Origin of the sequence: Pseudomonas sp. MYb193, from assembly GCF_002966775.1 — a bacterium.
Classification (GTDB): domain Bacteria; phylum Pseudomonadota; class Gammaproteobacteria; order Pseudomonadales; family Pseudomonadaceae; genus Aquipseudomonas; species Aquipseudomonas paracarnis.
This window is the reverse complement of the sequence record NZ_CP023269.1, coordinates 5100106-5112209: the sequence shown is the minus strand read 5'-3', so window position 1 is coordinate 5112209 and position 12104 is coordinate 5100106. Positions and strand designations below refer to the sequence as shown.

The window sequence follows — 12104 nt, the reverse complement described above, 5'->3', positions numbered from 1 at the left end:
GCTCGCTTCGCATCGTGGTTACCGTTGAGCTAACAGAGTTATGTAGATACCTATGGCCATCGCAGGCAAGCCAGCTCCCACACTGAAGGGCGTATACCTTGGTTTTTATGGTCTTCAATCAACCCGCTGAATACTTCTTCAACAACCGCCAACCACAGGTCTAGGGTGACGCAACGATAAAAACAGCAGGATGCAGCAATGACCGCCATGACCCGCTGCCTGGACCGTCCTGGATTTATGCCACGGCTGTCCGCCCACCATGCGTTGCGTGCGCGGCTGACTGTGCCTCTGCTGACGGCGCAGGCGCGGGTAAGGTTGCTGTGCGCACCGGGCGGCAGTGGCAAGAGCGCGTTGCTCGCCGAGTGTGCGTTGCAGGCGCCGAATGGGTGTCAGGTGGTGTGGATGCCACTCAACGGTGCCGCGCTCAGCCCCTTGGAATTCTGCGCACGGCTGGCGCAGCAGCTTGGCTTGCCGTTTGTGGATGAAGCCACGTTATTGCTCGACTTGGGCCGTTGGCCACACACCACGTGGTTGTTTCTGGATGATTTCTGTCGCTCACCTGCGCCTGAGCTGGATGCGCTGCTGGACCGTTCGCTCGCCGCTGGCAGCCCGCAGTTGACCTGGTGGCTGGGCGCGCGACGGCGCCCTTTGTGCAATTGGCCACGCCTGTTGCTCGACGATGAGTTGCTGGAGTGCAGCGAGTTGTTTTTCAGCGCTGAGGAAGTCGAGCAACTGCTCGCCCCGGGGCATACCGTCGACAGCGTGATGCAGTTCAGCGCCGGCTGGTGCGCCGGTGTGCGTATCGCCTTGTTGGGCGACGGCCACCCCGACAAGACCCTGCTCGATTACCTGCAGCATGAGCTGTTCAACACCTTGTCGGCGCCATTGGCTGAGGCCTGGCGCGTGTTGGCCCATCTGCCGCGTTTCAACCTGAACCTGTGTGAGTACTTGTTCGGTGGTGGTGACGGCGCTGAGCATTTGCGCGAATTGCAGACACTGGGTGCGTTTATCCAGCCCTGGGAAGACACCAGCGACTGGCTTCACATTTTCCCACCGTTGGCGCGACTGCTGCGCGACGAACCTTGGCCGGCCAAGCGCTCGTGGCATCGCCGCGCCTGCCAATGGTTCAGCGCCGAGCTCGACTGGCAAGCAGCCTTCGAGCAGGCGTTGCTGGCGCAGGAATATGAAGTGGCGGTGAGCCTGTTGCAGCACTTCAGTTTCGAGGATTTGTTTCGCCAGCAGAACGCCGTGCTGCTGTTGCGCCTGCATGAACAGCAGGGCGATGAATTGATGTTGGGGTCGGCGCAACTGGTGGGCCTGCTCACGGCCGCGTTGTTGTTTGCCGGGCGCTTCGAACAGGCGGCCTTGTGCATCGACCAACTGGCCCGGTTCGCCCCGCAACCGACGGCCGCCGCGCAGCGTTATCTGCTGGCGCGCTGGCAGGCGCAGTGGGGCTGGTTGCTGCATTTGAGCGGCGACGCCGAACGCTCCCGCGAGCACTTTCTCGAAGCCCTGCAAGCGTTGCCCGACAGCGCCTGGACATCGCGCCTGATGTGCCTCTCGGGTCTGACCCAGCAAGCCTTGCTGCGCGGTGAGTTGGAGGCCGCCCAACGCTTGAACCGTGAAGCGCTGTGCCTGGCCCGGGTCCACGGTTCGCTGGTATTGGAGGCCCTGCTGGAGTTGGACCACGCCCAATTGCTGGAGCAGCGTGGCGCGCCGTACCGGGCGCAAAGCCTGCTGGAAACGGTGCAAGCGATGTTGGCCGGGCAACGGCTCAACGCCGGGCCGTTGGTGGGGCGTATTGTTCTGCGCCGCGGGCATCTGGCCTTGCGTCAGGGCCAGGACGGCCTGGCCGCCGAATGTTTCGAGGCCGGCTTGAGCATGTGCCTGCAGAGCCAGGACAAGCGCGTTCTGTACGGCTTTCTGGGCCTGGCGCTATTGGCGGCCAATCGTGGTGACTACGCCCAGGCCTTCATTCAATTACGCGACGCCGAACGCCTGATGCAGCAGCGCCATGTGCCCGACACGGTGTACCGTGCGGTACTGCTGTTGGTCAGTGGGCACTTCTGGTTGCAGCAAGGCCGCGCCGAATTGACGGTGCAAGCCGTGCGCCGGGTGTTGCGCCACTTTCGCGGGCCTTGCGCCAAGCAGGCACCGCCTGCCACCTTGGAGCTGATCCCGCGCCTGGAATATTTGCTGGTGCTGGCCGAGGTCAAGCTGGGCTGTGCCGAGCAACCTATCGCACGGCTCAATGCCTTGCTCGACACTTCACGGCAACGCGGCATGCTATGCCTTGAAACCGAATTGCACCTGGTGCTGGGTGAAGTGACCTGGCAGCTTGGCGACCCGGCGTTGGCGCGCCGGTCGCTGCAAGCTGGCTTGGCGCTGGCAGAGCGTTGCCAGGTGCAGCAGGCGGTCCGCGAGTTGCGTTTACGCGCCCCGGAACTTTTGAGTGAGCTGGGCCTGGAGCCCCAGGCCGCGCCTGCCGGGGCGGCGCAGAACCCGCTGAGCCAGCGTGAGCTGGAGGTGTTGCAACTGATCGCCCTGGGCAACTCCAACCTGGAAATCGCTGATCGCCTGTATATCTCCCTGCATACCGTCAAGACGCATGCGCGGCGTATCCACAGCAAACTCGGGGTAGAGCGACGCACCCAGGCGGTGGCCAAGGCGAAGACGTTGGGCTTGATGGTCTAGGCGCAGAATGCCTGGCGGTATTGGCCCGGCGTGGCGCCCATGGCGTGGCGAAAGCGCTGGTTGAAATGGCTGGCGCTGGAAAAACCGCACAGCAAGGCCAGCTCACTGATCGGCAAAACGCTGCTGCGCAGCAGGTTTTTCGCTCGCGCCAGACGCCGTGCCAGCAGGTATTGATGGGGCGGCACGCCGAAGCTTTGGCGGAACATTCGGGCGAAATGGTATTCGGACAGCGCGCACATGGCGGCCAACTGGCCGAGGCTGATGGCGTCTTCCATATGTTGGTCGATGTACTCCACCAACCGCCGCCGTTGGTGCGCGGCCAATCCGCCTTTCAAGCGCAAGCCTTCGCGGGCGCCGACCTGGTTGAGCAAGGTATGGCTGAGCAGTTCGTGGGCCAGGCTGCTGGTCAGCAGGCGCTCGCCGGGCTCGTGCCAGTTGAGGCTGACCAACTGGCGAAAGCGCTGGGCCTGGAAGGGGTCTTCAAGGAAGGTGCCCTCGCGCAAGTGCAACTCCCGTGGCTCCCGGTCCAGCAGGGTGACGCAGCCGAGGGCAAATTGTTCCGGGCTGAAATACAGGTGGGCCAGGCGAATATCGCCATTGATCACCCAGGCCGACTGATGCTCGGCCGGCAGGATGCACAGTTTGTCGGGGCCGCCCTTGAGGCCCGGCTGATCACGCCGAAAGGTGCCCGTGCCACCGCCGATGTAGCAGGACAAGGTGTGATGGCTGGGGGCCTGGTAATCCTGGGCGTCATGGTGGTTGCTCCACACGGCCGCAGCCAACCCGTCACCGAGCTCGGCGCAGGCTTGCAGGCGTGCGTGGGGCGAGCGGTTGAGGGCTTGGAAGACGTGCAGCGATTGCAGCTCTGGCATGGTGTGTTCTCCGACACCCTGCATCCTACGCTCCACGGCTGGCGCTGTGAGCCCATCGCCCGACAAAAGCGCAAGAATGTGCAAGAGCCTGCACGGGGTTGAAGGCCACACTGTGGCTCAATCGACGGAGCCGGCTATGAATCTTATCCTGTATCTACTCACGGTACTCATCTGGGGCACCACTTGGATCGCCCTCAAATGGCAGTTGGGCGTGGTCGCGATTCCTGTGTCGATTGTCTATCGCTTCGGCCTGGCCGCTCTGGTGCTGTTCGTGCTGTTGCTGCTCAGCCGCAAGTTGCAGGTGATGAACCGGCGCGGGCACATGATCTGCCTGGCGCAGGGGCTGTGCCTGTTCTGCGTCAACTTCATGTGCTTTCTCACCGCCAGCCAATGGATTCCCAGCGGGCTGGTGGCGGTTGTGTTCTCCACCGCGACCTTGTGGAACGCGCTCAATGCCCGGGTGTTTTTCGGCCAGCAGGTGGCGCGTAATGTGCTGATGGGCGGGGCGCTTGGGTTGCTGGGGCTGGGCTTTTTGTTCTGGCCGGAGCTGGTTGGGCATACCGCCAGCCCGCAAACCTTGTTGGGCCTGGGCTTGGCCCTGCTGGGCACCCTGTGCTTTTCGGCGGGCAACTTGCTATCGAGCCTGCAGCAGAAGGCCGGGCTCAAGCCGCTGACCACCAATGCCTGGGGCATGGCCTATGGGGCGGCGATGCTGGCGACCTATTGCGCAGTACGTGGTATTCCCTTCGAGATGGACTGGAGTGCGCGGTATATCGGCGCGCTGTGGTACCTGGTGATCCCAGGCTCGGTGATTGGTTTTACCGCTTACCTCACCCTGGTGGGCCGCATGGGGCCGGAGAAAGCGGCGTATTGCACGGTGCTGTTTCCGGTGGTGGCGCTGAATGTGTCGGCCGTGGCCGAGGGTTATCAGTGGACGGCGCCGGCGTTGATGGGGCTGGTGCTGGTGATGCTGGGGAATGTGCTGGTGTTTCGTAAGCCTCGGGCCATCGTGCCGGACCTCAAGGCTAGCCAAGCCTGAATGTGGAAGCTGGCTTGCCCATAGAATCAGCGCCTGCCACGAATCTGTGGGAGTGGGCTTGCCCGCGATGGCGGTGTGCCGGTCACTGTATCTTTAACTGACCCACCGCTTTATTTGGCTGAGGTGTCTGCTTTTATTTGAGGCCGAGGCGCTTGGCCATGCGTCCCAGGTTGGCGCGGTCCAGGCCCAGTTCGCGGGCGGCGCTGGCCCAGTTGTGCTGATGGCGCTCCAGGCAGGCGCTGATGAGTTGGCGCTGGTAATGCTCGGTGGCCTGGCGCAGGTCGCCGCTGACCACTGGGAGGGCAGGGGCCGGTGCTTCTTCGGCCGCAGCCGCAGTCACGCCGGGTAAGTCCAGGTCCAGGGCGCTCAGGCTGAGTATTTTCGGGCGCTCGCGGCAATTGCCCAGGGCTTTCAACGCGCTGCGTCCGATCAAATGCTCCAGCTCGCGCACATTGCCGGGCCAGTTGTAGGCCGTTAGGGCCGCCTGGGCATCTCCGGTCAGGCGCAGGCTGCCCAGGCCCATGCGTGAGCGGTTCTGTTCGAGGAAGAACCCCGCCAATAGCAGCACATCACGCCCGCGCTCGCGCAGCGCTGGCACTTGCAGTGGGTAGACGCTCAAACGGTGGTAGAAGTCGGCACGGTAGCGGCCATTGCGCACCTCTTCGGCAAGGTCGCGGTTGGTGGCGGCGATCAGGCGCACGTCAACCTGGTGCTCCTTGTCCGATCCGAGGCGCTGCAACTGGCCGCTTTGCAGCACGCGCAGCAACTTGGCCTGTACCGTCAATGACAGCTCGCCCACTTCATCCAGGAACAAGGTACCGCCATTGGCCAGTTCGAACTTGCCCCGGCGCTCGTTCAACGCGCCGGTAAAGGCGCCGCGCACGTGACCGAACAGTTCGCTTTCTACCAAGGTCTCGGGCAGGGCGGCGCAGTTAAGGCTGATCAGCGGTTTGTCGGCGCGGGAGGAGGCGGCGTGGATCGCCTGGGCCACCAACTCTTTGCCGACCCCGGTTTCGCCGGTAATCAGCACGGTCAAGTCACTGCCGCCGACCAGGTTGACTTCCTCGACCAGGCGCTTGTGGGCTTTGCTCTGGCCGATCATTTCCTTGGGCTGCTGGCCACTGGCCTGGCGATAGATCTCGGCGCGCTGGTGCTCGTCTTCGGCCCGCAGCGCCAGGCGCTCGATGCGTTCAGCCACGTTGACGGTGGCCGCCGCGAGGCTGGCGAAGGCTTGCAGGGCGTCCAGCTCGACCCGTTCAAAGCGCTCGGTATCGAGGGCGTCCAGGGTCAGCAGCCCCCAGGGCTGGTCGTCGATAAACAGCGGGCAGCCCATGCAGTCGTGGACTTCCAACTGGCCGTGCAAACCGGCGACCAAGCCGTCATAGGGGTCGGGCAATTCGCTGTCACTGTCGAAGCGGGTAGGGCCGGGGCTGCTCAGCAGGATCTCGAAGCGCGGATGTTCGCTGACCTTGAAGCGTCGACCCAAGGTATCGGCGCTCAAGCCGTCCACGGCCAGCGGCACCAACCACTCGCCGTCCAGGCGTAACAATGCGGCGGCGTCGCAGGGCAGCAGGGCGCGCATGGCTTGCAGCAGGCGCCGGTAGCGCTCGCCTTCGGGCAAGTCCCGGGACAGGTCAGCGACCAGCGGCAGTAAGGTGGTGAGCAGTGGTTGTGCAGTCATAATGACTCCCTGTAGTCCTTATGACTATAAAGTGTAGGAGGTCATACTGACTACATAATATTTAAATGATTGAAAGTAAAGGATTTATAAGTTGGCACGATTACTGACTGCCTAAAGGCAATCAGTAAGAAGACCAAGGAGTCTCCCATGCTTAGTGCCCAAGACCGTGCAATCATCAAATCCACTGTGCCCCTGCTGGAAAGCGGCGGCGAAGCGCTGATCACGCATTTCTATCGCATGATGCTGTCCGAGTATCCCGAAGTCCGCCCACTGTTCAACCAGGCCCACCAGGCCAGTGGTGACCAGCCTCGCGCCCTGGCCAATGGCGTGCTGATGTACGCGCGGCATATCGACCAGTTGGACCAACTGGGCGACCTGGTGGCCAAGATCATCAACAAGCACGTGGCGTTGCAGATTCTGCCGGAGCATTACCCCATTGTTGGCGCCTGCCTGCTGCGGGCTATTTCCGAAGTGCTGGGCAGCGAGATTGCCACCCCCGAGGTCATGAGCGCCTGGGGCGCGGCCTACGGCCAGTTGGCGGACATTCTGATCGGCGCCGAAGCGGCCATTTACGACGAAAAAGCCCAGGCGCCCGGCGGCTGGCGGGGTGCGCGGGCGTTCCTGTTGGTCAAGCGCGTGGGAGAGAGCGACGAGATCATCTCCTTCTACTTTGCACCGGTGGACAACGGCCCGATCCTGGCCGCAGCGCCCGGCCAGTACATCGGCCTGAAACTGGTGCTCGATGGCGAGGAAGTGCGTCGCAACTATTCCCTGTCGGCCCTCACCGACACCGGGCTGTACCGCATCAGCGTCAAGCGCGAAGCGGGCGGGCGGGTCTCCAATTACCTGCACGACCAGATGCATGTCGGCGCGACCATTGACCTGTTCCCGCCGTCGGGCGAGTTCACCCTGGCCGCCAGTGATAAACCGCTGGTGCTGATCAGCGGCGGGGTAGGCATTACGCCCACGCTGCCGATGCTCGAAGCCGCCCTGGCAACCGAGCGTCCGGTGCATTTTATCCATTGCGCCCGTAACGGCGGGGTGCACGCGTTCCGTGACTGGGTGGACAGCCTGGCGGCCAAGCATCCGCAGCTCAAGCGTTTCTACTGCTATGCCGAGGATGACGGCATCAGCCCGGCGGCAGACAAGGTCGGGATGCTCAATCAGGAGCAACTGGCGGCCTGGTTGCCTGAGCAGCGTGATATTGATGCCTACTTCTTGGGCCCCAAGGGCTTCATGGCGGCGGTCAAGCGGCATCTCAAGGCGCTGGGTGTGCCGCAGAAGCAGGCGCGCTATGAGTTCTTTGGCCCGGCGGCGGCGCTGGAATAGAATTTGGCCAATTGACCGTATCGGCATCATCGCGGGCAAGCCCGGCTCCCACAGAGGATCGCATTCCAATGTGGGAGCCGGGCTTGCCCGCGATGGCGTCCGCACAATCACTACATTTGCCACGATTAATCCGCCGTTAACCCCTCTCTGTTTTAACCTCTGCCTGTGTGTAAACTTGTTGCCATCAGGCACAACCTTAATCAGAGAAAGGGAAAGACGGGGATGATTGACGACATGCGTTTAGGCAGGGAGCGGCGCTTTCTGGTGTTGCTGGGCATCATCTGCCTGGCGCTGATTGGCGGGGCGCTGTACATGCAAGTGGTACTGGGCGAAGCACCGTGCCCGCTGTGCATTCTGCAACGCTACGCCTTGCTGCTGATTGCGCTCTTCGCGTTCATCGGCGCGGCCATGCGCACCAAGGGCGCGCTGACGTTCTTCGAAGGGTTGGTGGTGCTCAGCGCCTTGGGTGGCGTGGCTGCGGCCGGCCACCATGTGTACACCCAGTTTTTTCCCCAGGTCAGTTGCGGCATCGATGTGTTGCAGCCGATCGTTGACGACCTGCCCCTGGCCAAGGTGTTTCCCCTGGGCTTCCAGGTCGACGGCTTTTGCAGCACCCCCTACCCACCGGTCCTCGGCCTGTCCCTGGCCCAATGGGCGCTGGTTGCATTCGTGCTGACGGCGATCCTGGTGCCCCTGTGCATCTATCGCAATCGTCATCCCAAAGCCTGAACCGCCGCGCCTGCCGAACGCTCCGTTGCTTCTGAATGAAGGCGGAGCGTTTTTGTTTGTAGGGATTTGTGAAAGCACCGTGACGAGGGGCAACGGAAGGTGCGCGCAGCGTGCGACATGTTGTCACATGAACGTTGTCGCAGGACGTTTCTGACCCGCCAAAACGATCCTTGAATTTGCACCCCACGTACAAATTGTGCTGTCAGTTCGTGCTTCCCACGGCGGCCCGATTCGTGTGCGGCTCCAATCCCTGAAGCCTCTATGAATGCCTTGTTTTATGGGCACTTGGATACCCTCGGCATGCCCTTACAGGCCGTAAGGGAAGTGGCACTGTGCCCAATAACACGGCAATTTTTGTGGTTTTTGTTGAGAATCGAACGCGATAAGATCGCGAATCTTTGCAACTTTGGTGAAGGATTGTTGCTGGAATCGATAAAAATTATTTCTCTATAAGACATGGTTTATACATCGCTAGCTAACTACAATCGCCCGCACTGAATGTCCGGTGCTGTTCAATATTTGAGCATTGGAGCGGTCGAGGAGCAGATGGAAGGCTCAATGCGACCCCAGGTTCCGGCAGCCTTTCAACTATCCGCACCAAATGGAATTGGTCTGTAACAAGGCCTTTAGCCACGAAATCGAATAAGAACTCACTGCAGGTCCGTGAAACGTACAGTCATGACGTGTCGGGCAGGCTCTTATTCAATCGAAGAGAAATGCCAACCCTTGGCAGGGTGAAGTGTTGGCGATCAAAACCCAACTGCATTGCGCAAGCTGCTTTAGAGGTCGTGAGATGAGTAAAAACAGGTACCCCCGATTACTAGGCTTTTTGCCGCTGCTTGGCATGATGTTAATGCTGGGAGGCTGCAAGTGGACCTTGCTCGACCCAAAAGGACAGGTCGGTCTGGATGAACGAAACCTGATCATCACCGCTACCCTGCTGATGCTGCTGGTTGTGGTGCCTGTGATCGTGATGACCTTCGCCTTCGCCTGGAAATACCGCGCGTCCAACACCAGCGCCACCTATGCGCCGAAGTGGTCGCACTCCACCAAGATCGAGATCGCGGTGTGGTTGGTTCCGATCCTCATCATCATCGCCCTGGGTTACATCACCTATAAGTCGACCCACGCGCTGGACCCGTATCGTCCGCTGGAGTCCGACGTCAAGCCTGTGAACATCCAGGTGGTCGCGCTGGATTGGAAGTGGCTGTTCATCTACCCGGACCTGGGTATCGCCACTGTCAACGAGATCCGCTTCCCGGAGCACACCCCGCTTAACTTCCGGATCACCTCCGATGCCGTGATGAACTCGTTCTTCATCCCTGCACTGGGTGGCCAGATCTACGCGATGGCAGGCATGCAGACCCGCCTGCACCTGATCGCCAACCAGAAAGCTGAAATGGAAGGCATCTCCGCCAACTACAGCGGCGCTGGCTTCACCGGCATGAAATTCAAAGCGATCTCGACAAGCCAGGAAGATTTCGACGCCTGGGTAGCTGCAGTCAAGGCCGCACCTAAACAGCTTGATCAAGCTGAATACGACGCTCTGACCAAACCGAGCCAGAACAACCCTGTCGCCTTGTACTCCGCGTACGAGCCGGACCTGTTTCAGAAAATCGTCGACAAGTACGAAGGTATGAAGCCAGGCAAGCCGGTCAAGCACGAGAAGAAAGAAGTGGCCGCGGTTGAAGGTTCTGATACAGGCGCGCATTCAACTGCTGGGGCAGAGGAGTAAACGATGTTTGGTAAATTAAGTTGGGACGCGGTCCCATTCCACGAGCCGATCGTAATGGTGACTATCGCCATGATCGCGCTGGGTGGTTTGGCGCTGGTTGCGGGTATCACCTATTTCAAGAAGTGGTCCTACCTGTGGACCGAGTGGTTGACCTCGGTCGACCACAAGAAAATCGGCGTCATGTACGTCATCGTTGCCATGGTCATGCTGCTGCGTGGTTTTGCCGACGCCATCATGATGCGTACCCAGTTGGCCATGGCCACCGAGGGTTCGCCTGGCTACCTGCCACCTGAACACTATGACCAGATCTTCACCGCTCACGGTGTGATCATGATCATCTTCATGGCGATGCCTTTCTTCACCGGCTTGATGAACCTTGCCTTGCCGCTGCAGATCGGTGCGCGTGACGTTGCCTACCCGTTCCTGAACTCCCTGAGCTTCTGGCTGCTGGTTTCCGGCGTGGTGCTGATCAACGTTTCCCTGGGCGTCGGCGAATTCGCCAAGACCGGTTGGGTTGCGTATCCGCCATTGTCGGGCTTGCAATACAGTCCGGGCGTGGGTGTGGACTACTACATCTGGGCGCTACAGTTATCAGGGCTCGGGACGACATTGACGGGGGTCAACTTCCTGGCCACCGTCCTGAAAATGCGCGCCCCTGGCATGAAACTGATGGACATGCCGATCTTCACCTGGACCTGCACCTGGGCAAACGTGCTGATCGTGGCTTCGTTCCCGATCCTGGCCGCTACCATGGCGCTGCTGTCGCTTGACCGTTACCTGGATTTCCACATTTTCACCAATGAACTTGGTGGCAATCCAATGATGTACGTGAACCTGTTCTGGGCATGGGGTCACCCTGAGGTGTACATCCTGATCCTGCCAGCGTTCGGTATCTTCTCCGAAGTGATCTCGACCTTTACCGGCAAACGCCTGTTCGGTCACCACTCGATGGTCTACGCCTCTGGCGCGATCTCCGTACTGGGCTTCATGGTGTGGCTGCACCACTTCTTCACCATGGGTTCGGGGGCCAGCGTCAACGCCTTCTTCGGCCTGGCGACGATGCTGATTTCCATCCCGACGGGGGTGAAGCTATTCAACTGGCTGTTCACCATCTACCACGGTCGTCTGCGCATGACCAGCCAGGTCCTGTGGACCCTGGGCTTCATGGTGACCTTCGCCATCGGCGGCATGACCGGCGTACTGCTGGCCATTCCGGGTGCTGACTTCGTGCTGCACAACAGCCTGTTCGTGATCGCCCACTTCCACAACGTGATCATCGGTGGTGCGGTATTCGGCTACATCGCTGGTTTCAGCTTCTACTTCCCGAAAGCGTTCGGCTTCAAGCTGCACGAAGGCTGGGGCAAGGCTGCGTTCTGGTTCTGGATCTCGGGCTTCTTCGTCGCGTTCATGCCGCTCTATGCACTGGGCTTCATGGGCATGACCCGTCGTCTGAACGCCACCACCAACCCTGAGTGGGTACCGTACCTGTACGTTGCCATGTTCGGTGCGGTGATGATCGCTGTGGGCATCGCCTGCCAGCTGATCCAGCTGTACGTCAGCGTGCGTGATCGCAAGAAGAACATGTGCGAATCCGGCGACCCATGGAACGGCCACACCCTGGAATGGTCGACCTCGTCGCCACCACCGTTCTACAACTTCGCCGTGATCCCTACTGCGAACACCATTGATGCGTTCACCGAAGCCAAGGAAGACGGTACTGCGTACCAGAAGCCCAAGCACTACGAACCGATCCACATGCCAAACAACACCGCCACTGGCGTGGTGATGGGTGCGCTGTTGACCGTGTTCGGTTTCGCGATGATCTGGCACATCTGGTGGCTGGCAATCGCGAGCCTGGTGGGCACTATCGGTTACTTCATCATTCACGCTGCCCGTGATGATCAAGGCTACATGGTGCCGGTCGAAACGATCGAACGCATCGAAGCCGAGCAGCACGCTCGCCTGGTAGCCGAGAAGAAGATCCCGGCCAACCGTGTAGAAACCTCGTTGGAACAGGCTTAAACC

At 60.7% G+C, this 12104-nt stretch carries 8 protein-coding genes; 6 read left to right on the top strand and 2 right to left on the bottom strand.

Annotated features, from left to right (window positions below; translation table 11 throughout):
* Positions 1-198: 198 nt before the first annotated feature.
* Positions 199-2694 (top strand): LuxR C-terminal-related transcriptional regulator, encoded by a 2496-nt coding sequence (locus CLM72_RS23360; protein ID WP_105228397.1) that lies wholly within the window; start codon positions 199-201, stop codon positions 2692-2694.
* Here the strand turns inward: CLM72_RS23360 and CLM72_RS23355 are convergent.
* Positions 2691-3566, bottom strand: a complete 876-nt coding sequence (locus CLM72_RS23355; RefSeq protein WP_054896966.1) for a helix-turn-helix domain-containing protein — start codon at positions 3564-3566, stop codon at positions 2691-2693. The two genes, CLM72_RS23360 and CLM72_RS23355, sit on opposite strands and share 4 nt — an antisense overlap.
* Before the next feature lie 136 nt (positions 3567-3702).
* On the opposite strand from CLM72_RS23355, the gene CLM72_RS23350 reads away from it, so the two are divergent.
* Complete coding sequence (locus CLM72_RS23350) at positions 3703-4605, top strand: DMT family transporter (RefSeq protein ID WP_105228395.1); 903 nt, start codon at positions 3703-3705, stop codon at positions 4603-4605.
* A gap of 133 nt (positions 4606-4738) precedes the next feature.
* Here CLM72_RS23350 and norR read toward each other — a convergent pair whose 3' ends face one another.
* Positions 4739-6286, bottom strand: a complete 1548-nt coding sequence (gene norR / locus CLM72_RS23345; protein ID WP_105228393.1) for a nitric oxide reductase transcriptional regulator NorR — start codon at positions 6284-6286, stop codon at positions 4739-4741.
* A 147-nt stretch (positions 6287-6433) separates the two neighbouring features.
* Between norR and hmpA the strand changes: the two genes are divergently transcribed.
* The 4 genes from hmpA (at position 6434) to cyoB (ending at position 12101) form a co-directional block, all read left to right on the top strand.
* The gene (gene hmpA, locus CLM72_RS23340; RefSeq protein ID WP_105228391.1) at positions 6434-7615 is read left to right on the top strand and encodes an NO-inducible flavohemoprotein; all 1182 of its coding nucleotides are present in this window, start codon (positions 6434-6436) and stop codon (positions 7613-7615) included.
* Positions 7616-7837: 222 nt separating this feature from the next.
* Positions 7838-8344 carry a disulfide bond formation protein B gene (locus tag CLM72_RS23335; protein WP_047711744.1) on the top strand — a complete coding sequence of 169 codons (507 nt, stop codon included), beginning with the start codon at positions 7838-7840 and terminating at the stop codon, positions 8342-8344.
* A 793-nt stretch (positions 8345-9137) separates the two neighbouring features.
* Positions 9138-10079, top strand: coding sequence for a ubiquinol oxidase subunit II (gene cyoA, locus CLM72_RS23320; RefSeq protein ID WP_073521857.1), 942 nt, complete (start codon positions 9138-9140; stop codon positions 10077-10079).
* Between the two features lie 3 nt (positions 10080-10082).
* Complete coding sequence (gene cyoB, locus CLM72_RS23315; RefSeq protein ID WP_005791254.1) at positions 10083-12101, top strand: cytochrome o ubiquinol oxidase subunit I; 2019 nt, start codon at positions 10083-10085, stop codon at positions 12099-12101.
* Positions 12102-12104 lie beyond the last annotated feature (3 nt).

Bases quoted from the DNA above. Each gene is read 5' to 3' on its own strand.
- CLM72_RS23360 (WP_105228397.1), top strand. From the start codon at position 199: ATGACCGCCATGACCCGCTGCCTGGACCGTCCTGGATTTATGCCACGG.
- CLM72_RS23355 (WP_054896966.1), bottom strand. From the start codon at position 3,566: ATGCCAGAGCTGCAATCGCTGCACGTCTTCCAAGCCCTCAACCGCTCG.
- CLM72_RS23350 (WP_105228395.1), top strand. From the start codon at position 3,703: ATGAATCTTATCCTGTATCTACTCACGGTACTCATCTGGGGCACCACT.
- norR (WP_105228393.1), bottom strand. From the start codon at position 6,286: ATGACTGCACAACCACTGCTCACCACCTTACTGCCGCTGGTCGCTGAC.
- hmpA (WP_105228391.1), top strand. From the start codon at position 6,434: ATGCTTAGTGCCCAAGACCGTGCAATCATCAAATCCACTGTGCCCCTG.
- CLM72_RS23335 (WP_047711744.1), top strand. From the start codon at position 7,838: ATGATTGACGACATGCGTTTAGGCAGGGAGCGGCGCTTTCTGGTGTTG.
- cyoA (WP_073521857.1), top strand. From the start codon at position 9,138: ATGAGTAAAAACAGGTACCCCCGATTACTAGGCTTTTTGCCGCTGCTT.
- cyoB (WP_005791254.1), top strand. From the start codon at position 10,083: ATGTTTGGTAAATTAAGTTGGGACGCGGTCCCATTCCACGAGCCGATC.